The sequence below is a fragment of the Rhizobium sp. 01T437 genome, assembly GCF_056398505.1.
Genome location: NZ_JBFTPM010000001.1, coordinates 375,874 through 399,247, shown reverse-complemented (window position 1 = coordinate 399,247; position 23,374 = coordinate 375,874). Strand labels below are relative to the sequence as shown.

Annotated in this window: 21 protein-coding genes, 1 tRNA gene and 1 pseudogene; 9 read left to right on the top strand and 14 right to left on the bottom strand. The window is 61.4% G+C overall.

Annotated features, from left to right (window positions below; all coding sequences use genetic code 11):
- The first annotated feature begins 138 nt into the window (after positions 1-138).
- The 5 genes from gcvT (at position 139) to AC1DM5_RS02055 (ending at position 5,273) form a co-directional block, all read left to right on the top strand.
- Positions 139-1,275 (top strand): glycine cleavage system aminomethyltransferase GcvT, encoded by a 1,137-nt coding sequence (gene gcvT / locus AC1DM5_RS02075; RefSeq protein ID WP_477819482.1) that lies wholly within the window; start codon positions 139-141, stop codon positions 1,273-1,275.
- A 24-nt stretch (positions 1,276-1,299) separates the two neighbouring features.
- Positions 1,300-1,662 carry a glycine cleavage system protein GcvH gene (gcvH, locus tag AC1DM5_RS02070; protein WP_439015067.1) on the top strand — a complete coding sequence of 121 codons (363 nt, stop codon included), beginning with the start codon at positions 1,300-1,302 and terminating at the stop codon, positions 1,660-1,662.
- Positions 1,662-4,526, top strand: coding sequence for an aminomethyl-transferring glycine dehydrogenase (gcvP, locus tag AC1DM5_RS02065; RefSeq protein WP_477819481.1), 2,865 nt, complete (start codon positions 1,662-1,664; stop codon positions 4,524-4,526). Before gcvH ends, gcvP begins: the two co-directional genes overlap by 1 nt.
- Before the next feature lie 129 nt (positions 4,527-4,655).
- Complete coding sequence (locus AC1DM5_RS02060) at positions 4,656-4,901, top strand: DUF982 domain-containing protein (protein ID WP_025668662.1); 246 nt, start codon at positions 4,656-4,658, stop codon at positions 4,899-4,901.
- A gap of 296 nt (positions 4,902-5,197) precedes the next feature.
- Positions 5,198-5,273: transfer RNA gene (locus AC1DM5_RS02055), tRNA-Thr, on the top strand.
- Between the two features lie 51 nt (positions 5,274-5,324).
- Here AC1DM5_RS02055 and AC1DM5_RS02050 read toward each other — a convergent pair.
- A complete protein-coding gene (locus AC1DM5_RS02050) occupies positions 5,325-6,293 on the bottom strand; it encodes an SDR family NAD(P)-dependent oxidoreductase (RefSeq protein ID WP_477819480.1) in 969 nt (322 codons plus the stop codon).
- A gap of 134 nt (positions 6,294-6,427) precedes the next feature.
- Between AC1DM5_RS02050 and AC1DM5_RS02045 the strand changes: the two genes are divergently transcribed.
- Together AC1DM5_RS02045 and AC1DM5_RS02040 are read left to right on the top strand one after the other, a co-directional pair.
- The gene (locus AC1DM5_RS02045) at positions 6,428-7,012 is read left to right on the top strand and encodes a TetR/AcrR family transcriptional regulator (protein ID WP_477819479.1); all 585 of its coding nucleotides are present in this window, start codon (positions 6,428-6,430) and stop codon (positions 7,010-7,012) included.
- A 124-nt stretch (positions 7,013-7,136) separates the two neighbouring features.
- Entirely contained in the window at positions 7,137-7,442 is a 306-nt protein-coding gene (locus AC1DM5_RS02040) for a flagellar basal body protein (protein WP_477819478.1), read from the top strand.
- Between the two features lie 11 nt (positions 7,443-7,453).
- Here the strand turns inward: AC1DM5_RS02040 and AC1DM5_RS02035 are convergent, their stop codons facing one another.
- The 9 genes from AC1DM5_RS02035 to AC1DM5_RS01995 all read right to left on the bottom strand — a co-directional run bounded on the left by AC1DM5_RS02035 (position 7,454) and on the right by AC1DM5_RS01995 (position 15,440).
- On the bottom strand, positions 7,454-8,074 hold the full coding sequence (locus AC1DM5_RS02035; RefSeq protein ID WP_477819477.1) for a LysE family translocator: 621 nt from the start codon (positions 8,072-8,074) through the stop codon (positions 7,454-7,456).
- Between the two features lie 105 nt (positions 8,075-8,179).
- Complete coding sequence (sufA, locus tag AC1DM5_RS02030; RefSeq protein WP_477819476.1) at positions 8,180-8,575, bottom strand: Fe-S cluster assembly scaffold SufA; 396 nt, start codon at positions 8,573-8,575, stop codon at positions 8,180-8,182.
- Positions 8,576-8,665: 90 nt separating this feature from the next.
- On the bottom strand, positions 8,666-9,040 hold the full coding sequence (locus AC1DM5_RS02025; protein WP_007826160.1) for an SUF system Fe-S cluster assembly protein: 375 nt from the start codon (positions 9,038-9,040) through the stop codon (positions 8,666-8,668).
- 10 nt (positions 9,041-9,050) lie between these two features.
- Complete coding sequence (locus tag AC1DM5_RS02020) at positions 9,051-10,292, bottom strand: cysteine desulfurase (RefSeq protein WP_477819475.1); 1,242 nt, start codon at positions 10,290-10,292, stop codon at positions 9,051-9,053.
- Positions 10,293-10,304: 12 nt separating this feature from the next.
- A complete protein-coding gene (gene sufD / locus AC1DM5_RS02015; protein ID WP_477819474.1) occupies positions 10,305-11,579 on the bottom strand; it encodes a Fe-S cluster assembly protein SufD in 1,275 nt (424 codons plus the stop codon).
- A gap of 23 nt (positions 11,580-11,602) precedes the next feature.
- On the bottom strand, positions 11,603-12,358 hold the full coding sequence (gene sufC / locus AC1DM5_RS02010) for a Fe-S cluster assembly ATPase SufC (RefSeq protein WP_477974516.1): 756 nt from the start codon (positions 12,356-12,358) through the stop codon (positions 11,603-11,605).
- Between the two features lie 81 nt (positions 12,359-12,439).
- Positions 12,440-12,661 carry a hypothetical protein gene (locus tag AC1DM5_RS02005; RefSeq protein WP_477974514.1) on the bottom strand — a complete coding sequence of 74 codons (222 nt, stop codon included), beginning with the start codon at positions 12,659-12,661 and terminating at the stop codon, positions 12,440-12,442.
- Position 12,662: 1 nt separating this feature from the next.
- A complete protein-coding gene (sufB, locus tag AC1DM5_RS02000) occupies positions 12,663-14,132 on the bottom strand; it encodes a Fe-S cluster assembly protein SufB (RefSeq protein ID WP_477819472.1) in 1,470 nt (489 codons plus the stop codon).
- 141 nt (positions 14,133-14,273) lie between these two features.
- Positions 14,274-15,440 (bottom strand): cysteine desulfurase family protein, encoded by a 1,167-nt coding sequence (locus AC1DM5_RS01995; RefSeq protein WP_477819471.1) that lies wholly within the window; start codon positions 15,438-15,440, stop codon positions 14,274-14,276.
- 217 nt (positions 15,441-15,657) lie between these two features.
- On the opposite strand from AC1DM5_RS01995, the gene AC1DM5_RS01990 reads away from it, so the two are divergent.
- The gene (locus AC1DM5_RS01990) at positions 15,658-16,335 is read left to right on the top strand and encodes an alpha/beta hydrolase (protein ID WP_113325620.1); all 678 of its coding nucleotides are present in this window, start codon (positions 15,658-15,660) and stop codon (positions 16,333-16,335) included.
- Here the strand turns inward: AC1DM5_RS01990 and AC1DM5_RS01985 are convergent.
- Both AC1DM5_RS01985 and AC1DM5_RS01980 read right to left on the bottom strand, forming a co-directional pair.
- A complete protein-coding gene (locus AC1DM5_RS01985; protein WP_477819470.1) occupies positions 16,328-16,855 on the bottom strand; it encodes a GNAT family N-acetyltransferase in 528 nt (175 codons plus the stop codon). The genes AC1DM5_RS01990 and AC1DM5_RS01985 overlap by 8 nt on opposite strands.
- A complete protein-coding gene (locus tag AC1DM5_RS01980) occupies positions 16,852-17,976 on the bottom strand; it encodes an anhydro-N-acetylmuramic acid kinase (protein ID WP_477819469.1) in 1,125 nt (374 codons plus the stop codon). Before AC1DM5_RS01980 ends, AC1DM5_RS01985 begins: the two co-directional genes overlap by 4 nt.
- A gap of 121 nt (positions 17,977-18,097) precedes the next feature.
- On the opposite strand from AC1DM5_RS01980, the gene tyrS reads away from it, so the two are divergent.
- Positions 18,098-19,354, top strand: a complete 1,257-nt coding sequence (gene tyrS, locus AC1DM5_RS01975) for a tyrosine--tRNA ligase (RefSeq protein WP_477819468.1) — start codon at positions 18,098-18,100, stop codon at positions 19,352-19,354.
- Between the two features lie 80 nt (positions 19,355-19,434).
- Here the strand turns inward: tyrS and AC1DM5_RS01970 are convergent.
- Together AC1DM5_RS01970 and AC1DM5_RS01965 are read right to left on the bottom strand one after the other, a co-directional pair.
- A pseudogene (locus AC1DM5_RS01970) lies at positions 19,435-19,896 on the bottom strand (GNAT family N-acetyltransferase); the annotation flags it as partial.
- A gap of 34 nt (positions 19,897-19,930) precedes the next feature.
- Complete coding sequence (locus AC1DM5_RS01965) at positions 19,931-23,323, bottom strand: hypothetical protein (RefSeq protein WP_477974512.1); 3,393 nt, start codon at positions 23,321-23,323, stop codon at positions 19,931-19,933.
- Positions 23,324-23,374: the final 51 nt, after the last annotated feature.

Sequence of the window (23,374 nt, the reverse complement as noted above, 5' to 3'; positions counted from 1 at the left end):
GGCGTTCTCGAAACGTCCGCCGAAGGGATAACAATCTCAGGCACAGGGACAGAGGGGGCTCAAGGAGACAAGGCGCAACCGCGCCTTCAGTTTTGAGCCCGCGCCCGGAATATCCGGCGCAAACCCCGGAGGCGTCGTTTGGACGATACTGCTGCCCTCAAGAAAACCCCGCTACACGCGCTGCACCTGTCGCTCGGCGCCCGCATGGTGCCTTTCGCAGGCTATGACATGCCGGTGCAATATCCCTCGGGTGTCATGAAGGAACACCTGCAGACCCGTACCGCCGCCGGTCTTTTCGATGTCTCCCATATGGGCCAGGTCATCATCAAGGCGAAGTCCGGCAAGTATGAGGATGTGGCGCTTGCGCTCGAAAGCCTTGTGCCCGTCGATATTCTCGGTCTTGCCGAAGGACGTCAGCGCTACGGTTTTTTCACGGATGAGAATGGCGGTATCCTCGACGACCTGATGATCGCCCATCTCGACGACCACCTCTTCGTCGTCGTCAACGCCGCCTGCAAGGAGCAAGACATCGCGCACCTGCAGAAGCATCTTTCCGACACCTGTGAGATCACCGTCCTCGACCGCGCCCTGATCGCGCTGCAAGGCCCGCGCGCCGTCGAAGCGCTGGCCGAACTCTGGGCCGATGTCGCCGCCATGAAGTTCATGGACGTGCGTCACTGCCGCCTGCACGACGTTTCCTGTCTCGTCTCGCGTTCGGGCTATTCCGGCGAGGACGGCTTTGAAATCTCCATTCCCGCCGACAAGGCCGTGGATGTCACCAACCGGTTGCTCGAGCATCCGGATGTCGAGCCGATCGGCCTGGGCGCCCGTGACTCGCTGCGCCTCGAAGCCGGCCTCTGCCTCTATGGCAACGACATCGACACGACCACCTCGCCGGTCGAGGCGGCCATCGAATGGGGCATGCAGAAGGCCCGCCGCACCGGTGGCGCCCGCGCCGGCGGTTTCCCGGGTGCAGATCGCATTCTCGGCGAGCTGGACAAGGGCGTTAGCCGCAAGCGCGTCGGCCTGAAGCCCGAGGGCAAGGCTCCGGTGCGCGGCCATGCCAAGCTTTATGCCGATGCCGAGGGCAAGACCGAGATCGGCGAAGTCACCTCGGGTGGTTTCGGCCCCTCCGTCGAAGGGCCTGTCGCCATGGGCTATGTTCCGGTCTCCCATAGTGCGCCGGGCACGCAGATATATGCGGAAGTACGTGGCAAATACTTGCCGATCACCGTTTCCGCCCTTCCCTTCATCACGCCGACCTACAAACGCTGACCCCTATTGCGAGAGGATTTTTCCATGCTGAAATTTACTGCTGAACATGAATGGCTGAAGCTCGAAGGCGATGTCGCGACCGTCGGCATCACTACCTACGCTGTCGAGCAGCTCGGCGACCTCGTTTTCGTGGAATTGCCTGAAGTCGGCGCTACCTTCTCCAAGGATGGCAATGCTGCGACGGTCGAATCCGTCAAGGCGGCTTCGGATGTCTACTGCCCGCTCGATGGCGAGATCGTCGAGGTCAATCCGGCCATCGTCGCCGACCCGTCGCTCGTCAATTCCGATCCGCAGGGTGCTGGCTGGTTCTTCAAGCTCAAGCTCAAGAACCTTGCCGATGCCGATGGCCTGCTCGACGAAGCGGCCTATAAGGAGCTGACTGCGTAATGACGACGCCTACCGAATTCCAGTTCACCGACTATCAGCCCTATGACTTCGCCAACCGTCGTCATATCGGCCCCTCGCCGTCTGAAATGTCGGATATGCTCGGTGCCATCGGCTACAAGAGCCTCGATGCGCTGATCGACGCCACCGTGCCGCCGGCCATCCGCCAGAAGGCGCCGCTCGTCTGGGGCGCGCCGATGACGGAGCGCGAGGCGCTCGACAAGCTGCGCGAAACCGCCAACAAGAACAAGGTTCTGACCTCGCTGATCGGCCAGGGCTATTACGGCACGATCACGCCGCCGGTCATCCAGCGCAACATCCTGGAAAACCCGGCCTGGTACACGGCCTACACGCCCTACCAGCCGGAAATCTCTCAAGGGCGTCTCGAAGCGCTCCTGAACTACCAGACGATGATCTGCGACCTGACCGGCCTCGACGTCGCCAACGCTTCGCTGCTCGATGAAGCGACGGCTGCTGCCGAAGGCATGGCCATGGCCGAGCGCGTTTCGAAGTCGAAGGCCAAGGCATTCTTCGTTGATGCTGACTGCCATCCGCAGACGATCGAACTGATCAAGACCCGTGCAGAGCCGCTCGGCTGGAGCGTCATCGTCGGCGATCCCTTCGCCGATCTCGATCCGGTCGATGTCTTCGGCGCGATCTTCCAGTATCCGGGCACGCACGGCCATGTGCGCGATTTCACCGGCCTGATCTCCCGTCTGCATCAGACGGGCGCGATCGCCATCGTCGCCGCCGATATCCTGTCGCTGACGCTTCTGAAGTCGCCGGGTGAAATGGGCGCCGATATCGCCATCGGTTCCTCGCAGCGCTTCGGCGTTCCGGTCGGTTACGGTGGTCCGCATGCCGCCTACATGTCGGTCAAGGACGCCATCAAGCGTTCTATGCCCGGCCGCCTCGTCGGCGTTTCCGTCGATGCCCGCGGCAACCGCGCCTACCGCCTGTCGCTGCAGACGCGTGAACAGCATATCCGCCGCGAAAAGGCGACGTCGAACATCTGCACCGCGCAGGTCCTGCTCGCCGTCATGGCCTCCATGTATGCCGTTTTCCATGGTCCCAAGGGCATCAAGGCGATCGCCCAGCAGGTCCACCAGAAGGCCGTGCTGATGGCCAAGGGCCTGGAAAAGCTCGGCTACAAGGTCGAGCCCGAAACCTTCTTCGACACGATCACCGTCGATGTCGGCCACATGCAGGGCCTCATCCTGCGCGCAGCCGTCGCAGAGGGCGTCAACCTGCGCAAGGTCGGCCAGACGAAGATCGGCATGTCGCTCGACGAGCGCACCCGTCCGGCAACGCTGGAAGCCGTCTGGCGCGCCTTCGGCGGCAATTTCCAGATCGCCGATTTCGAGCCGTCCTATCGCCTTCCGAAGGATCTGCTGCGCACCAGCGAATACCTGACGCATCCGATCTTCCACATGAACCGTGCCGAAAGCGAGATGACCCGCTACATCCGCCGGCTCTCCGACCGCGATCTGGCGCTCGACCGCTCGATGATCCCGCTCGGCTCCTGCACGATGAAGCTGAACGCTACGGCGGAAATGCTGCCGATCACCTGGCCGGAATTTTCCGACATCCATCCTTTCGTGCCCGCCGACCAGGCGCTCGGCTATCGCGAAATGATCGATGACCTGACTGAAAAGCTCTGCGCCGTCACCGGCTACGACGCCTTCTCCATGCAGCCGAATTCCGGCGCGCAGGGTGAATATGCGGGCCTGCTGACCATCCGCAATTACCACATTGCCAATGGCCAGGGTCACCGCGACGTATGCCTCATCCCGACCTCGGCACATGGCACCAACCCGGCCTCGGCCCAGATGGTCGGTATGAAGGTCGTGGTCGTCAAGGTGCGTGAAAACGGCGATATCGATCTCGACGATTTCCGCGCCAAGGCGGAGCAGCATGCGGATAATCTCTCTTGCTGCATGATCACCTATCCGTCGACGCATGGCGTCTTCGAGGAGACCGTCAAGGAGATCTGCGACCTCGTGCATCAGCATGGCGGTCAGGTCTATCTCGACGGTGCCAACATGAACGCCATGGTCGGCCTGTCCCGCCCTGGTGACATCGGTTCCGACGTCTCGCACCTCAACCTGCACAAGACCTTCTGCATCCCGCATGGTGGCGGCGGTCCGGGCATGGGCCCGATCGGCGTCAAGTCGCATCTGGCACCCCACCTGCCCGGCCATCCGGAAACGGACGGTCGTTCCGGTGCGGTTTCGGCAGCAGCTTTCGGCTCGGCCTCCATCCTGCCGATCTCCTGGAGCTATTGCCTGATGATGGGCGGTGAAGGTCTGACGCAGGCAACGAAGGTTGCGATCCTCAACGCCAACTATATCGCGGCTCGTCTGAAGGGCGCTTACGACGTGCTCTACAAGTCGGCTGCCGGCCGTGTGGCGCATGAATGCATCATCGACACGCGCCCGCTGGTCGATAGCTGCGGCGTCACTGTTGACGATGTCGCCAAGCGCCTGATCGACTGCGGCTTCCATGCACCGACCATGAGCTGGCCGGTTGCCGGCACGCTGATGATCGAGCCGACCGAGTCCGAGACCAAGGCCGAACTCGACCGCTTCTGCGAAGCGATGCTGGCGATCCGTCAGGAAGCCCGCGACATCGAGGAAGGCCGTTCGGACAAGCTGAACAACCCGCTGAAGAACGCCCCGCACACGGTCGAAGACCTCGTCGGCGAATGGGATCGCCCCTATTCGCGCGAACAGGCCTGCTTCCCGCCCGGTGCCTTCCGCGTGGACAAGTACTGGTCGCCGGTCAACCGCGTCGACAACGTTTATGGCGACCGCAACCTGATCTGCACCTGCCCGCCGGTTGAGGCCTACGCAGAGGCAGCTGAATAGCAGTCAGGCCAGACGCCCAGCGTTGAGCAATCCAAGCCCCTTCCATCATGGGAGGGGCTTTCCTAATTCTGATAGAGAATGCGCGAAGAAAGGCCACAACAAATGCCCCAGGATCAAAGCGAAGCCAGAATGCAGGCGCCATGGTCGAAGCCTGTGCTCCTCGCCCTCGAAGAGCCCGGCCAATACGTGACCATCGATAATACCCAGGCCGCCTCCTGGGCGATGATCGAGGACTGGCCGACGGAAGATGGCGCCGCACTCGACCAGGCGCTGCTGATCTGCGCCGACGTCATCAAGGGCAAGCGCACCGGCGAGGATGCACGTAAGGCATTCATCGCCGCCGCAGTCGAAGCAGGCCTCGATATCAAGGCCTGAACGGCGGCGATTGGCAAAAGCTGCAGAGACGGATGATGCGCAGCTATACATTCCTGATGATGGAGGACGGCCGCCAGACTTTTTCGGGACTTTCGTCCGCACCGGTGAACCGTTTTCGGTTCTCTGCGTAATTATCGTTGCTGGACGCTGCAAGACCAGCAGGGAGAAGGGTTGCCTGCCCCTGTACCGGGCACCCTTCTCCTGTATCGCCTTACGCGGCGGGTTAACCTTACCTTCTAACCGTCGATCGAAACTCCGTTCGCCTGCGAACGTCATGTCTGGCATAAAGACACTACGCCCCTCGTAGCTCAACGTAAGAGCAGCTGTCTGGTTTGCAGCCGATCCAGGTTCAATTCCTCGGCAGGGGCACCAGTTTCCCAGTCCCCTGCTTTCTATCTGCGTCGAAGCGGTACGATTTGCGGCTTAGAAGCGCTCGCCAACCAGCTCTTCGCTCCTGGCCCACAATGCCTTGGCCGTCTCGGGATTTAGCGCATAGGAACGCACCCCCTCGGAAATCGGGCTGATCTCCGCATCCGTCACTTCGGACACGTGGCAATTCTCGCAATATCTGCCGCCGACAGCGTCTGCCGGGGCGACGAAACCTGCCCAGACGGAAGTAGCCGCACCCTGGGGAATCGTCTTCCACTGGAAGGACGGCTTGCCCTCGGCGGCGAGTGCCGCATTGATCTGCGCCATTATGCCTTCGATCATGCCGGGGTCGAGATGACGGCCGAGCTCGGTCTGGATGCCGCCGGGATGTAGTGCTGTTGCACGGATACCGCGTTCCCCAAGACGCCGGTCGAGCTCCACCGCGAACAGGATATTTGCGGTCTTCGACTGGGCATAGGCCGCCCAGGGCTCATAGGTCTTGCTCTCGAAATTCAGGTCGTCGAGGCTGAAAGGCGCCATGCGATGGCCCGAGGATGCGACGATCACCACGCGGCCGCCCGATTTGACGAGCGAAGCGATGCGGTTGACCAGCACGAAATGACCGAGATGGTTGGTGCCGAACTGCGTTTCGAAACCATCGGCGGTGTGTTCGAAGGGAGCGGCCATCACGCCGGCATTGGCAATGACGACATCGAAGGGGCGGCCATCCGCAATGAGCGCATCGGCGCAGGCGCGCACGCTTGCCAGAGAGGCAAGATCAAGCTCGACGATATCAAGGCTGCCGCTATTGGCAGCACCGGCGCGCACGACTTCCGTTGCCGCTCTCGCCTTTGCAAGGTCGCGTGCCGTACCCACCACCTGCGCTCCATGGGCTGCCAGCACGCGCGCGGTTTCCACGCCGAGGCCGGCCGAAACACCCGTCACCAGCACACGCTTGCCCTTGAGATCGACGCCGGCGAGTACCTCGTCGGTGGTCGATGTCGCGCCAAAAACTCCACTCATGATTATCTCCTTGATCATGGACGCATCGCTCCGGACTGGTGAACCATTGCCTACCGGCCTCAAATGGAATAAAAGGAGGATGCCTCCAGATAAATACGGAGGGCGCCTCCGCTTATCAAGGGGACTTCTCGTAAATGGCCGAAAAAAGTGACGGGCCTACCGTCCGAAAGCCGCGTGCGGATGCCGAACGCAACCGCCTTCTGTTGATGGAAACGGCAAAGACCGTATTCGCCGAAAAGGGTTCCAGCGCCAGCCTGGAGGAAATCGCCCGCATTGCCGGCGTCGGCATCGGCACGCTCTATCGCCATTTCCCGACGCGAGATACACTGGTTTCCGCCATCTACCGCAACGAGACGGCGCAGCTTGCCGCTGCGGCCAAGAGCCTCGCCGAAACGCATCCGCCTGTCGAAGCGCTCCGCCTGTGGCTGGTCCAGTTCGTCGACTATGTGGTGACGAAACATGGCATGTCCGAAGTGCTGGATTCGCTCGTTGGAGGGACCTCTGAACTCTACGCCGATTCAGCCGATTTGATTATCGGCGCCGTCAATCTGTTGGTGGATCGCGCAATCGCCACCGGTGAAATCCGTCTGGCGATGGACCCTCTCGACGTTCTGCGCGCGCTGGCGGGCGGCGCGAGCATCAGCTGCGGTCCGGCCTGGCGGAATGCAGCAAGGCAACTCATCGATATCCTGATTGCGGGCATGAGAGCCGGTCGCTGAGGCTGTCGTGCCATTTCGGCACAGCCGTCCCAGATCCCCTCGCCTTTCGCTAACCGAAGCCGTTCAGCATTCCCTAAATCCTTATCGGTAAAACGCTGGATATCCGGAAACAGGGAAACGGTCGATGAGCATTTCTGCAATCACGCATACAGCTCTTTCGGGAATGCTGGCGCAGTCGACGCGCGCAACTGCGATCGCCAACAATGTCGCCAATGCGAGCACGCCGGGTTATGGCCGGCTGAACACCAGCTTCCAGTCCGTCGAACCTTCAGGAGTGCAGGCAAGCGTCACCGAGACGGATCAGGGTGTGGATTTCGCGACCGAGCTGACCGACCTCGTCGAGACCGGGCAGAGCTACAAGGCAAACGCATCAGTCTTCGAGACCGGGGCCGATCTCTGGGATGTGCTGATGAGCATCAAGCGCGATTAAAGCGCCCTTCGCTATACGATCGAATAAGCCACCGAACCGAGCGCCACCGCGCCGAAGGCGATCAGCATATAGCTCGTCGCGCGGCCGACCCTGGCCGCGAAATCGGCAGACAGCCGCTCCCGCGCAAGGCTGACGGCGCCGCTAAGACAAAACCACCAGAGGAGCGACCCCAGGAAGACGCCCGAGACGATCATCGCCGAGCTGAAGCGACGTGTCTCTTCGGTCAGGCCGAGGCCGGCAAACAGCGCCCCGAAGGAGAGGATCGTCGCCGGATTGGAGATGGTCAGCAGGAAGGTCGAGATAGTCGTGTGCAGGAAGTCGGCCGCATCGATCTTCGCAGCCTTTATCTTTCCTTTGTTCTTCAGTCCCCGCCAGCCGAGCCAGAGCAGCATCAGCCCGCCGCCGAGCGCCAGCGGAATAGTGGCGGTCGACATGGCCTCGGAGAAAACAGCAATCCCGGTCACCGCGACCAGCGCGTAGCTCGCGTCACCCAGCGCCGTCCCCAGCCCGCCGGAAAAACCGTACCAGAACCCCTTCTCGAGGCTTCTGTTGATGCAGAGCGTTCCGATCGGCCCGAGCGGCGCGGTGATGATGACGCCCAGCAGGGCGCCCTTCAGGAACAGAAAGAGCATTGTCCGCTTCGTTTCTTCTTGGTCGCTTGTCGGTCTCGGACAGGCTCATAAAAATCAAAAGGCCGCCAATTATGGCGGCCTTCCGGCAAACTCAATGAAAAATTGCTAGTGCTGAGCCGGAACCACGGCATCGCCGCGTGCGGCGAGCGCTGCCAGATCGGCGGGCTTCAGCTCGACGGACTCACCGCAGCCGCAAGCCGATGTCTGGTTCGGATTGGTGAAGATGAAGCCGGAGCGCAGCGTCGTCGTCTCGAAGCCGAGTTCGGTGCCGAGCAGATAGAGAACGGCCGACGGCTCGATCCAGACCTTGGCGTCGTCGCGCTCGATCAGGTCGTCCTTGGCATTGGGTTCCGTCACCAGGTTGATGGTATACTCCATCCCGGCGCAGCCACCCTTCTTGATGCCGACGCGAATGCCCTTGGCATCCGGTCCGCCATTGCCGACGATCGCCTTCACGCGTTCTGCGGCGGCTTCCGTCATGCTCATTACTGCAAAGCCCATGGGCTCAATCTCCTTCCACAACCGGGGTCAAGATCCGGTGCTTGGTGATTCAATGTAGTCGCCGCGAGTAAACGGATCAATACCGGCCGGTCAATACCAGCCAACGGCGACCTGCGCCTCCTCGGACATACGGTCCGGCGTCCACGGCGGATCGAAGGTCATGGCGACCTCGACGCCCGACACGCCCTCGACGGCGCCGACGGCATTTTCCACCCAACCCGGCATTTCACCGGCAACCGGGCAACCGGGTGCGGTCAGCGTCATCATGATCTTCACCATGCGGTCGTCTTCGATGTCGATCTTGTAGATGAGGCCGAGCTCGAAGATGTCAGCCGGAATTTCCGGGTCGTAGACGGTCTTGAGAGCGCCGATCACGTCGTCGCTGAGACGCGCCAGCTCCGCTTCGGGAATGCTGGAATGCACGATGCCTTCGCGCACGTCGATCTTCTCTTCATTCAGGCTCATGGCTTCTTCCTCAAGCAAAGAACTTGCGCGCATAGTCGAGCGCATCTGCAAGCGCATCCACCTCGGCGCGGGTATTATACATGCCGAAGGATGCACGGCATGTGGAGGTCACGCCGAAGCGTTTCAAGAGCGGCATGGCACAATGCGTACCGGCGCGCACGGCAACCCCCTGGCGGTCGATCACCATCGAAACGTCATGGGCATGGATGCCCGCAAGCTCGAAGGAAAAAATAGCGCCTTTGCCGGGTGCATTGCCGAAGACGCGCAACGAGTTGACCGCCTTGAGCCGCTCTTCGGCATAGGCCGTCAGATCCGCCTCGTGGGCTGCGATATTCTCGCGGCCGATCTTGTCCATATAGTCGAGCGCATAACCAAGCCCGATCGCCTGCACGATCGGCGGCGTGCCGGCCTCGAAACGATGCGGCGGATCATTATAGGTGACGATATCCTCGCTCACCTCGAAGATCATCTCGCCACCGCCCTGGAACGGCCGCATCTCCTTCAGCCGATCCTTCTTGCCGTAGAGCACGCCGATGCCGGACGGGCCATAGAGCTTGTGACCGGTCATGACGTACCAGTCGCAATCGATATCCTGCACGTCGACGGGCAAATGCACCGCACCCTGCGAACCGTCGATCAGAACGGGAATGCCGCGCTCATGAGCGATGCGGCAGACTTCCTTGACCGGAACGATCGTGCCGAGCGCATTCGACATATGGGTGATTGCGACGAGCTTGGTCTTGTCGGTCAGGCTCTTCTCGAAATCCTCGATATAGAAGGCGCCTTCGTCATCGACGGGCACCCAGACAAGCTTCGCGCCCTGCCTCTCCCTGATGAAATGCCAGGGCACGATGTTGGAGTGATGCTCCATGATCGTCAGCACGATCTCATCGCCTTCGCCGATCTTCGGCATGCCCCAACCGTAGGCGACCGTGTTGATCGCCTCGGTTGAGTTCTTGGTGAAGACGATGTCATCAACCGAAGGCGCGTTCAGGAAGCGGCGAACCTTTTCGCGCGCCGCTTCATAGGCTTCGGTCGCCGCGTTGGAGAGGTAGTGAAGGCCGCGATGCACATTGGCATATTCATGGCTATAGGCATGAGAGATCGCGTCGATCACCGCCTGCGGCTTCTGTGCGGAGGCGCCGTTGTCAAGATAGACCAGCGGCTTGCCATGCACCTTCTCCGCAAGGATCGGGAAATCCCTGCGGATGGCTTCGACATCATAGGCGGTTGCCGGCACGATCTTGTCCATGGCGATATCCAATCAGGCGTGCTTTTCCAGCCAGGCCGAAATGACGCCTTCCAGCGCCTCGACCAGGGCTTCGTCTTCCAGTTCCTCGACGATCTCGGCAACGAAGGCGTTGACCAGCATCGCGCGCGCCTTGTTCTCCGGGATGCCGCGGGCCATCAGGTAGTAGAGGTGGTTGTGGTCGATATCGGCAACCGTCGCACCATGGCCGCACTGCACGTCGTCGGCGAAGATTTCGAGCTCGGGCTTGACCGAGAATTCGGCATCATCGGACATCAGCAGTGTGTTGCAGGCCATCTTGGCGTCGGTCTTCTGGGCATCGGGCGCGACCCGGATCATGCCCTGGAAGACGCCCTTGGCGCGATCGAAGACGACGTTGCGGATCACTTCCGTCGAGCCGGTGTGCGGCACGTCGTGGCCAAGCACCATCGTTACGTCGGTGTGCGTCTCGGCGCCGAGCAGGTTGATGCCGCGCAGCGTCAGATCGGCGCCCTCGCCCGTCACCTTGATATTCAGCTCCTGGCGCACCAGCTTGCCGCCGGCATTGATGATGAAGAGCTTCAACTTGGCGTCAGCGCCGAGATCGACGCGGATTTGGCCGAGATGCGTATCCTCAGCCCCCTGCTGCTGCAGGATGATCCAGGTCAGTTCGGTGCCCTGCCCGACCGTGATGTCACTGACATGCGACACGAGCGCGGCATTGTCAGTCACCGATTGGTGACGCTCGATGACGACACCCTTCACATTGGCGCCGAAGACAACCGGTAGGCGGGTATGAATGTCGCCGCCGGCATGCACGAACTGGATTTCCAGCGGCTCTTCGAACTCGGTGCCATCAGGCACGTCGATCACATAGCCGTCCTTGACGAAGCTGCCGTTGATGCGACCGACCGCATCGTCGCGGCCGAGTGCATCGAGATTGGCGGCGGCCGAACCGTCGGTCAGCTTCTCGGAATAGACGGAGACTGCGAGATCGCCGGCCGAAGCCTTGTGATCAGGCTTGCCCTGGATCACGGCAAGAACCGGCGAACCGGTAACCAGCGGCTCCAGCGCTTCCGAGCCGGCGTCACCCGCCTGGGCCGGAATGTTGCGCAGCAGGTTCTTCAGGTCCGTATAGTGCCAGGCCTCGACGCGGCGCGTCGGCAGGCCTTCCCTCTTCAGGTCGTCGAGCAGCCGGTCGCGCAGCGCAGTGACCGCGCCATTGCCCGGCAGTTCGCCGATCTGCTGGTTAAACGCTTCGATCAGCGCCGCTTCGGCCGCGGTCAGGCGGCTCGTCGTTTGCATGTTCATGGACGTCGTCCTTTCCGCCACGCTCAGGCTGCGGCGCCGATGATATCGGCGTAACCGTTGGCTTCCAGCTCATGGGCCAGCGTCTTGTCGCCGGACTTGATGACCTGGCCCTTGTAGAGAACGTGCACGGTATCCGGCACGATATAGTCGAGCAGGCGCTGGTAGTGGGTAATGACGATAACGGCGCGATCTGGCGAACGCAGCGCGTTGACGCCGTCGGCCACGACCTTCAGGGCGTCGATGTCGAGGCCGGAATCGGTTTCGTCGAGCACGCAAAGCTTCGGCTCAAGCAGCGCCATCTGCAGGATTTCGGCGCGCTTCTTTTCGCCGCCGGAGAAGCCGACGTTCAGCGGGCGCTTCAGCATCTCAGTGTTGATCTGCAGCTTGGCCGCAGCGTCCTTGACCCGGCGCATGAAGTCCGGCGTCGTCAGCTCGTCTTCGCCGCGTGCCTTGCGCTGCTCGTTCATCGCCACCTTGAGGAACTGCATGGTGGCGACGCCGGGGATTTCAACCGGATACTGGAAGGCGAGGAAGATGCCCTTGGAGGCGCGCTCGGACGGATCGAGCTCGAGGATGCTCTCGCCATTATAGAGAATGTCGCCCTCGGTGACTTCGTAATCGCTACGGYCGGACAGCACATAGGAGAGCGTCGACTTGCCGGAGCCGTTCGGGCCCATGATGGCGGCGACTTCGCCGGCTTTCACGGTGAGGTTCAGGCCACGGATGATCTCGGTGCCATCTTCGGCGATGCGGGCATGAAGGTTCTTGATTTCAAGCATCTTTGGTTCCTGCGTTTTCTCTGCGCAGCTCACTCAGAGCCTCGCGTAATTTCTAAGAATGTCGACCTGTTGCGTTAGCCGCTATCGCCCAAAACGGATCACGGCGAGAAGCAATTCGACAAGACTCGGGAAGCTCAGAATGACCTCTCCCGGCTTTTCTACGCGTTGCCGAAGAAACACATAAGGCTGCTCCGGCGGCGTTTCTGTCTCGTATCTATGCTCGCGGGGGCCTATCTTAGACAGAATCTCCCCGCGCATATTTGTCAGACGTTCAAGAATTCGCTTCTTGTCCGCCTCGCTCATGTCAGCCGACGCTGCCTTCGAGCGAGATGCTGATCAGCTTCTGCGCCTCGACTGCGAATTCCATCGGCAGTTCCTGCAGGACTTCCTTGACGAAGCCGTTGACGATCAGCGCGATCGCAGCCTCGGTCGGAATGCCACGCTGCAGGCAGTAGAACAGCTGGTCTTCGGAAATCTTCGAGGTGGTCGCCTCGTGCTCGAACTGCGCCGTTGAATTCTTCGCCTCGATATAGGGCACCGTATGAGCGCCGCACTTGTCGCCGATCAGCAGCGAGTCGCACTGGGTGAAGTTACGTGCGTTCGAGGCCTTGCGATGGGCCGAAACCTGGCCGCGATAGGTGTTCTGCGAAACGCCGGCAGCAATGCCCTTGGAGACGATGCGGCTCGACGTGTTCTTGCCGAGATGGATCATCTTGGTGCCGCTGTCGATCTGCTGATGGCCGTTGGAAACGGCGATCGAATAGAACTCGCCTCTGGAGTCATCGCCGCGCAGGATGCAGGACGGATATTTCCAGGTGATGGCGGAACCTGTCTCGACCTGCGTCCACGAGATCTTCGAACGGTCGCCACGGCAATCGCCGCGCTTGGTGACGAAGTTGTAGATGCCGCCCTTGCCGTTCTTGTCGCCCGGATACCAGTTCTGGACGGTGGAGTACTTGATTTCGGCATCGTCGAGGGCAACGAGCTCGACCACGGCGGCGTGCAGCTGGTTTTCATCGCGCTGCGGTGCGGTGCAGCCTTCGAGGTAGGAGACGTAAGCGCCTTCCTCGGCGATGATCAGCGTGCGCTCGAACTGGCCGGTGTTCTTCTCGTTGATGCGGAAGTAGGTGGAAAGCTCCATCGGGCAACGCACGCCCTTCGGCACGAAGACGAAGGAACCGTCGGTGAAGACGGCCGAGTTCAGCGTCGCATAGTAATTGTCGGTCGTCGGAACGACGGAGCCGAGATACTTGCGCACAAGATCCGGTTGCTCGCGGATGGCTTCCGAGATCGACATGAAGATCACGCCGGCCTTCTTCAGCTCTTCCTTGAAGGTTGTGACGACCGACACCGAATCGAACACCGCATCGACCGCGATCTTCGGCTTCTGCACGCCGGCCAGGATTTCCTGTTCCTTCAGTGGAATGCCGAGCTTCTCGTAGACCTTGAGGATTTCAGGATCGACGTCTTCGATCGACTTCGGACCCGGCGTGCTCTTCGGCGCCGCGTAATAGTGGATCGCGTTGAAATCGATCTTCGGATAGTCGACGCGCGCCCAGGTGGGCTCATCCATCGTCAGCCAGCGCTTGTAGGCTTCCAGGCGCCATTCGAGCATCCATTCCGGTTCCTGCTTCTTGGAGGAGATCAGGCGGATGATGTCTTCGGAAAGGCCCTTGGGTGCCTTGTCCATTTCGATGACGGTTTCGAAGCCGTATTTATACTGGTCCACATCGATCTCGCGGACGCGATCGACTGTTTCCTGGACAGCAGGCATGTCACTCTCCAATCTCGCCGGATAAAAGGTCCGGCAGCTTGTCAGTGGGGCAATTACTTACCCCTGATGTAAGTGGCCAAAAGGGACTTTTCAGCCCTGTTGGCAAGTAGAAATTTGCGTTTCCGCAAGTTTGTGAGGCGTTCAGGCCGCCTCGCCTGCCAGCTTTCGCCGGGAAGCAATCTTGGCGAAGGCTGCAATCGCCCTGTCCACGTCTTCTTCCGTCGTCGAAAAGCCGAGCGACATGCGCAGAGCCCCGAGCTTCGGATCACGGCCCATCGCCGTCAGCACATGGCTTTCGCCGACCCTGCCGGAGGAGCAGGCCGAACCCGCTGAAAGTGCCACGCCTTCGAGATCGAAGGCGATCTGACCGGTCTCCGCCTTCATGCAGGGAAGCGTGAAGAAGATGGTGTTGGCGACGCGCGGGCCGCCGGCGCCATGGATGATGACATCGGGCGCTGCCGCGCGCATGCCGGCTTCCAGCCGGTCGCGGAGTGCTGCAATCGCAGCGTTGCGTTCTTCAAGGTTCTGCAGCGCGACTTCCGCTGCTGCCCCGAAGCCGATCAGCGCCAGTGAATTCTGTGTCCCTGACCGGTGACCCTTCTCCTGCCCACCGCCGCGGATCAGCGCCTTCGGCATCAGCGCTTCGCCGCGGGTGACGAGTGCGCCGGCGCCCTTCGGGCCGCCGATCTTGTGGGAGGAAATGATCATGAAATCCGCGCCGATCTGCCCGATCTCGATCGGCAGCCGGCCGGCCGCCTGCACCGCATCGACCACGAAGAGCCCGCCATGCGCGCGCACGATCCTGCCCGCCTCTTCAACCGGCTGGACGATGCCGGTCTCGTTGTTGACGAACATGATCGCCACCATGGGCAGACCCGTTGTCTTGTCGTGAGCATCGAGCAGGTCGGAAAGCGCTTTTAGATCGACCACGCCGGCATCCGTCACCGGAATCTCGGTCGTCCTGTCCTTCGGGAAACGGCCGCCCTCACGCACCGCGAGATGCTCGACGGCAGAGTGATAGAGGCGGCCGAGCTTCAGTGGTGTGCGGCCCATGCTGAATTCTGGTGTCAGCACCATGTTGGCCGCTTCGGTCGCGCCACTGGTGAAGATCACATTGGCGGGGTCGGTCCCCGTCAGCAGCGCGATCTTGCGGCGCGCGCTCTCTATGGCAGCGCGGGCGGCACGGCCCTCGCCATGCACGGAATTGGGATTGCCGAACACGTCTATGGCGCGCATGATCGCGTCACGCGCTGCAGGGTGCATCGGCGATGTTGCGTTCCAATCGAGATAAAGGCGTGGCGGCGCCATTGTCTTCGGTCCTGCGCTTGACGAGCTTGCTTCGGGCGCGGCGGTGCATTTTTCTTGAAATTTCCGCCGGGCTTGCCTTATGACACGTTCCACGCTGCGTGGATCGCCATGCAAGTTTCGAATTGTTCTAAACTGCGTTTTAGAAAAGCTGACAACTGTCGTCAAGTCATGTTGTCGCCAAACGTGGCGTGAACGCGAAATAAAACCCGGAGTACCGATGCCCGAAGTTATTTTCAACGGCCCAGCCGGCCGTCTCGAAGGCCGCTACCAGCCCTCCAAGGAAAAAAGCGCACCGATCGCCGTCATTCTGCACCCGCATCCGCAGTTTGGTGGCACGATGAACAACCAGATCGTCTACCAGCTCTTCTACATGTTCCAGAAGCGCGGTTTTACGACGCTGCGCTTCAATTTCCGGGGCATCGGCCGCAGCCAGGGCGAATTCGACCATGGTGCGGGCGAGCTTTCTGATGCCGCCTCCGCGCTCGACTGGGTGCAGAGCCTGCATCCCGATTCGAAGACCTGTTGGGTCGCCGGCTACTCTTTCGGCTCCTGGATCGGCATGCAGCTTCTGATGCGCCGTCCGGAAATCGAAGGTTTCATGTCGATTGCGCCGCAGCCGAATACCTATGACTTCTCGTTCCTGGCGCCCTGCCCGTCCTCCGGCCTGATCATCAATGGCGAATCGGACAAGGTAGCCCCCGAAAAGGACGTCAACGGCCTCGTCGAGAAGCTCAAGACGCAGAAGGGCATTCTCATCACCCACCGCACCGTGCCTGGCGCCAACCACTTCTTCAACGGCCAGGTCGACACGCTGATGGCCGAGTGCGAGGATTATCTCGACCGCCGCCTGAACGGCGAACTGGTGCCGGAACCGGCAGCCAAGCGGATCAGGTAACGGCCTGCCGCATAGCGGCCGTCATCTCGAATTCCACGCCCTTGATACCTTCGATAAAGATCGGCCCGCGTTCTCGCATGCCGATCTTTTTTAATACGTGCTGCGAGGTGAGATTGTCGGGGTGCGTAAAAGCGATGAAATGCGGCGCAAGATCTCCCGCGAAGAACCAGTCGGCAAGGCTTGCTGCGATTTCCGTCGCATAGCCTTTGCCCCATTCTCGGGCGTAGAAAGCATAGCCCATCTCATACTCGCCGGTGTGGTAGATCGAGATCCCGGCACGTCCGATGAAGTGGCCGTCCTGTCGGCTGACGATCTTGTATTTCGTCGTGCCGTCGCGCGCCCGCTCGGCAAGATATGTTCGCAGCCGCTCCTCGCACTTTTCGCGTGACCAGGGCGCTCCGCCAGACATGTAGCGTGTCGTCTCGATTGTCGAATGCAGGTCGTGGATCAGGTCGGCATCGCCGTCTTCCCACATCCGAGCGACAAGGCACGGCGTTTCGAAAATGACTTCCCCGCTCATCTGGCCGGCTCCGCCAGCACACCACCGCTTACCGGCTGGTTGACGCCCGTCGTGCCGGGATAGGTGAGCGGCAGTCCCTCCAGCGAGCGCACGGCCAGATAGGCCCAGGCTTCCGCCTCCATCGCATCTCCGTCGAAACCGGCCTCTTCGGCGCTCATGACACGAGAACCGTTCTTCCCGGCCATATCGGCAAACTCCGCCATGATCGTCCCATTCAGCCGTCCGCCGCCGCAGACGATGTAGACGGAAGGGCTCTCGGGCAGATAGGAGGCGCATTTGACGATCGAGGCGGCAGCCACATGCGCAAGCGTGCGCGCGCCATCCTCCAGGCTCGCCTCGCCATCTGCCAGCGGCTTGAAATCGCTACGGTCGAGCGAGCGGCGGATATTGCCGCTGAAGAAAGGGCTGCCGAGATAGCGGGCGGCAAGATCAGGCACCACCTGCCCGCGCCCGGCGATCTCGCCGCCGGGATCGTAGGTCTTGCCGGTCTGCATCTCCACCCACTGGTCGATCAGCGTATTGCCGGGGCCGCTGTCGAAGGCGGCGATGCGCCCTTCTGCGCCGATATAGGTGAGGTTCGAAATGCCACCGATATTGACGAAGCAGACGGCCTGCCCGTCCTTCTGAAACCGGCCGGCAAGGGCGGCGTGATAGGCCGGCACCAGTGGTGCGCCCTGCCCGCCATGCACCATGTCATTGGCGCGCATGTCGTAGACGACGGGAATGCCTGATCGTTCGGCCAGAAGCTGCCCGTCGCCGATCTGGATCGTCAGCGCATCATCAGGCCGGTGCAGCACGGTCTGGCCGTGAAAGCCGAGCACATCGATATCACCTTTGCTGAGGCCAAATTTACCGAGAAATGCCGTAACGGCATCTGCATGACGTATGGTCAGTTCGATCTCGATTTCACGCAGTTCGTTCGGCCGCGCAGTGCGATCGGTCAGCGGCCGGGCCAGATCGAGCGCACGCTTCAGCCTCTCGCGAAAACCGCCGTCATAGGCCACCCCCAGGAACGGTCCGCGCTCGATGAAGCCTCGCCCGTCCGTCCGCAGAAGCGCCACATCGATGCCGTCCATCGAGGTGCCGCTCATCAAGCCGATCGCAGTCCTGACGATATCCATTGCGCCGCGAGCCTTTCATGCGATTCCCGGATGCACTTTTGGAAAAACAGTGCTAAACGCGCCGCGACGGTTCAACAAGCGTCAATCCCAATTCCCGTTCGACGTTCAAGAGACGAAGCCCATGTCCGAGTTCAAGTCCGATTTCCTCCGCACGCTGCAAGAGCGCGGCTTCATTCATCAGATTTCCGATGAAAGCGGTCTCGACGATCTCTTCGCCAAGGAAACCGTGACGGCCTATATCGGCTTTGATCCGACCGCACCCAGCCTGCACGCCGGATCGCTGATCCAGATCATGATGCTGCACTGGATGCAGAAGACCGGCCATCGCGCCATCTCGCTGATGGGCGGCGGCACCGGCATGGTCGGCGACCCCTCCTTCAAGGAGGAAGCCCGCCAGCTGATGACCGTCGATACGATCGAAGGCAATATCGCCTCCATCAAGCGCGTCTTCTCGAACTACCTGAACTACGGCGAAGGTCCGAAGGACGCGCTGATGATCAACAATGCCGAATGGCTGCGCTCGCTGAACTACCTCGAATTCCTGCGCGATGTCGGCAAGCATTTCTCGGTCAACCGCATGCTGTCCTTCGACAGCGTCAAGACGCGCCTCGACCGTGAACAGTCGCTCTCCTTCCTGGAATTCAACTACATGATCCTCCAGGCCTATGACTTCGTCGAGCTTGCCAAGCGCTACGACTGCCGCCTGCAGATGGGCGGCTCGGACCAGTGGGGCAACATCGTCAACGGCATCGACCTCGGTCACCGCATGGGGACGAAGCAGCTCTACGCGCTGACCTCGCCGCTGCTGACCACTTCCTCCGGCGCCAAGATGGGCAAGTCTGCGACTGGCGCCGTCTGGCTGAATGCCGACATGCTCTCGGCCTATGATTTCTGGCAGTACTGGCGCAACACCGAGGATGCCGACGTCCAGCGCTTCCTGAAGCTCTACACCACCTTGCCGATGGACGAGATCGCCCGCCTCTCGGCACTCGCCGGCTCCGAGATCAACGAGGTCAAGAAGATCCTGGCGACCGAGGTCACCGCGATCCTGCATGGCCGCGAAGCAGCCGAACAGGCAGCCGAGACGGCCCGCAAGACGTTTGAAGAAGGCGGTCTCTCCGACAACCTACCGTCCGTCGAGGTTCCCGCCTCCGAGCTCGACGCCGGCATCGGCCTCCTGTCGCTAATCGTTCGCGCCGGTCTTGCCGCCTCGAACGGCGAAGCCCGCCGTCACGTCCAGGGCGGCGCCGTGCGCATCAACGACCAGGCTGTCAGCGACGAGCGCAAGATGATCGGCAGCGGCGAAATCACCGCCGATGGCGTCATCAAGCTGTCGCTCGGCAAGAAGAAGCACATCCTGATCCGCCGCGCCGCGTAAACCGCGCCAGCGATACCAAGAGAAAAGCCGGCCTTTATGCCGGCTTTTTCTTTGCCTGCCTCAGGATGATGGCGGGTAGACTTCTCCATCACGAAATTGTCGAGCTTCTGCCCGCGCTTTTCGACGGTCTGTCGCGTGACCACAACGAACCCCTTGCGCTCGAAGAATGGTCGCGCCGTCAGGCTCGCATGCGTGTAGATCCGCTCCATGCCTGATGCAAGTGCCTCCTGCTCGACGCGCGCCAGCAGCCGGCTCGCCACACCGAGCCCCTGAAATTCCGAATGCACGAACATCATGTCCAGGCAGCCATCGGCGACGAGATCGGAGAAGCCGACCGGCTTGCCGTCAATGTCAGCGATCCAGGCCGGGCGGCTTATCCGGCACTCGGCCCACTTGGCGGGGTCTTCCACCTGCGCCCAGGCATTGATCTGCGCGGGCGAATAATCGCGCGACGAGACTTCACGGATGGCGCGCAGGAAGATCTCGATCGTCGCGTCGCTATCCTCGGGTGTATAAGGCCGGATCAGGATGGAGTTCTGCACAGACAACCCCCAACGACTTACTGGAACTGGCGATTTACTGGAATTCGAAGATCTGGCGGAACACGCCGGGCGCGATCACCGAGAGCGGGTTGATCTGCAGGTTCGGCTGGTCGAACTTGCCTGTCAGCTTGAAGGTGATGCCGATCAGGCCGCGGTCAGAACCATTGCCGAGGATGGCACCGATCAGCGGCAGCTCGGCAAACAGCCGGTTGAGGCCATAGGCCGGCATGAAGGTGCCGGTCATGTCCATATTGCCCTTCGCATTGCGCACCACACCCTGGAAAGTGGCGCCGATCTGGTCGCCGCGCAGCACGCCGTTTTCGATGGAAATTGCCCCGCCGCGCGAAACGACACGGGCAAAGCCGCGCTGGAAGCGCTGAGAGGAGGTATCGATATCGCGTTTGACGGCTTCGTTCAGGGTGCGCTGGTCCGAACCGACAGGTGTGGAAACGATCGAGCGCAGGCGCTGCTCGTTGACGATCGAGAAGCGGCGCACGTCGAGTGAGCCATCCCAGCCGCCACCCGCATTGAGACGGATAGCCAGATTGAGAAGCCCGCCCTGCATATGCTGGTAGAGATCGGCAAAGCGGGAGACGGAGCCGGCATCGCCGCTGGTAATGTTGATGACGCCGCCGCCCTGCATCTGGCTGACGACCGCCTCGCCGCTATCGGTGATGCCCGAGAAATTCAGCGATTGCAGCCGGCTGCCACTCATGGTGATCTGCGCCTGGAAATTGCCGATCTTCTCGTCGTTGAAGCCGATGATGTTCTGCAGCTTCGCCCGCACGCTCACGCTGCTGCCGTCGCTGCCGTTGCCGTCGCTGTCCGAATCCGATTTCAGTCGGGCGATGATCGGTCGCGCATCGGCGCTGGCGCCGGATACGGAAATATCGAAGCCGCCCTTGCTGCGCTTCAGCGACAACCCGAAATCATCGACGGAAGACAGTTTCACGCTATCGAAATCCGCCGATATCAGGCCGCTCTTGCCGATCATGAGCGCCCCGGTCGCCCCGAAGCCATCCCCCTTCAGACGGAAATTCTTGACCTGCGTATTGTCAGGCGGGCCGGAAACCTCGAATTCGGCATTGGCGGGTATACCGCTGCCCTTCGACCAGCCGATCCAGGGCAGATCGAGCGATGCCTTGCCGAGATCGAGCTGCACGTCCTGCCGGTCTTCGTCGAGGCGCGTCAGTACCAGCTTGACGCTGCCGCCGAGGATGCCGGACAGGCCGGGCAGCAGCCTGTCGCGCTGGTCGCCGTTTAGCGTTGCCGTGATTACGCGCTGCGGCTCGATGCCGGAAGATTTGTCGACGGGCTCCAGCATATCGATATCGGCGGAGACGCCATCGATGTCGGCCTTGCCTTTGACCCTCACCTGCTGCGGATCGGCATCGAGCATGCCGTCGAGATTGGTGATGACGCGCCCCGAGAACGGCTTGGCAAGCGCGACATCGGTGAGCTTCATCTGCGCCTCCCATTCGGGAGGCGGTGGGTTCTGCGAGGACAGAAGTCCGAAATGCGCCTGCACATGCGCATCGATAGTGCCCTTAAGGTCGTCTGGCACAAAGCCTGCGCGCTGCAACACCTTGATTGGCTTGTAGGTCAGAAGCTCACCCACCGCATCCGCCGAGCCTGAAACGGAAATGTCGGCATCGGCCATCAGCGGCTTGTCGTAGACTGACGGCATCACGAAGGTGCCCGGCTGCACCGCCACTGAACGCCCGGATGGGAAATAGGAGGTGCCGCTCTTGAGTGAGATCGTTGCCTTTCCGCCCGTCAGGTCGAAGTGCGCCGCGGTATCGCGCACAGGCGGGATCTCGCCGGCGACATTCAAGCGCGTACCGTCGATGTCGAAGGAAATGCGGAGTTGGTTTTCGTCGAGCCGCAGGCCGCGTCCTCCTGCCGCCTCATCCAGACGCCCTGGCGGAATGTAGACGGAAATGGAAGCATCGGTCACCACGCCGCCGAACAGGTTCGCCAGCACCCAGACCCGCGCTTTGGACGCCATCCAGAAAGGCCAGAGCTGCTTCACCGCCGTCGTCTGCATCTGCTGCGACTGGCCGGCAAAACTGATCTCCGGTGACTTCTCGTTCAGCCTGATGTGCAGCGCCCCGTAGAGGGAGCCGAGCGGCGAGGAAGCAACCATATTCGTGAACTGGAATTCGCGGCCGGCGACGAGATAGCGTCCGGTCGCCTGCAGATCGAAGGACAGCGGCTGCTCGCCGGAATTGGGTGCGGCCGTGCCGCCGCTGATCAGCGCGTCGATGCCGAACCCCTTGCCCGCATTCGGATCGAGCTTGTCGAGGTCGATCAGCGCGCCGCTGATCGGCAGAATGGTCGCGCCGAGATGCAGCTTCGATTTGGCGATCTCCAGCGTCTGCTTGTCGAAGTCATAGGCCAGATTGAGTTGCCCGTCCGTCAGCTCCTGAGAATCGCCGTCGACATAGATCAGGCCCGGATCGAGTTGGAGAGCCGCATTGAGCGATGGCTTGACGCTGTCGGCAGCTCTGACCGCGGAGATGGTGAGATCGCCGAAGGTGTTGAGGCCCTGGCGGATCTCGCCCTGTTCGTTGCGCTTCAGTGTAAAGGGCGTCAGGTCGGCGTGCGACAATGTGGCGACGAGCCGGGATGCGTGCCCGCCCGCCTGTTCGGTGATCACATTGAGGTCAGCTGCCTCGCCGTTGATGGAAATCTGGCCGCTGAGCTGCAGCGAGTTCGGCCCGGCATGTTCGAAGGCGAGACTGTCGACGACGAGCGAAAGCGGCCCATTTGCCGTATCCGCGAGCTTGATATCGATGCCGGAGATGCGCACGGAGTCGGTAGCGCCGTGTTCGACGAAGCTTTCGAACAGGTCGAGATGCGAGAAGATCGTCTCCATTGCCGCCGGAATGGCATCGACGCGCAGATCGTCAAGCTTGATGGGAGCGCTTGATGGAAGCAGCGACGTATCAAGGGCAATGCCGTCAGCTTCGACCGATGATACGGCGATGCGGCCGCGGAAGAGCTGTAGCGGATCGAGCGCCATGCGCATGGAGGATGTGGTGGAAAGATGCTGGCCGCTCTGCTGGTCGATCATGCTGACGTCGCGCGCTTCGAGCGCTAGCCGCAGGCCGGAGGTGAAGCGGATGACGGTGGAGCCGACCTCGGCGCGGTAGCGCGGCCCGAGCGCGCTGTTCAGCGCCGACTGCGCCTGCTGCGACAGCGGCGCGTCGATAATCCCGCTTTCGATGGTGAAGACGATCGCCGCCAGGATGAACAGGATCACCACACAAAAGCCGCCGGTGGCCTTTGCGGTGCCACGCATGCGCGAGCGCGGCGGCGGGCAATGCACGATGAGAGGATCCTCCACTTGCGCGGAAGGCAGGTTGTGCAACGCGACGATATCCTTCTTGCGAAACGTGACTTTTTCGCCGCGAATGGCTGACATGCGCCTTGGGAAACTCCTGAATCTGATTTGAACGGCTCTGGGCGGGACGCC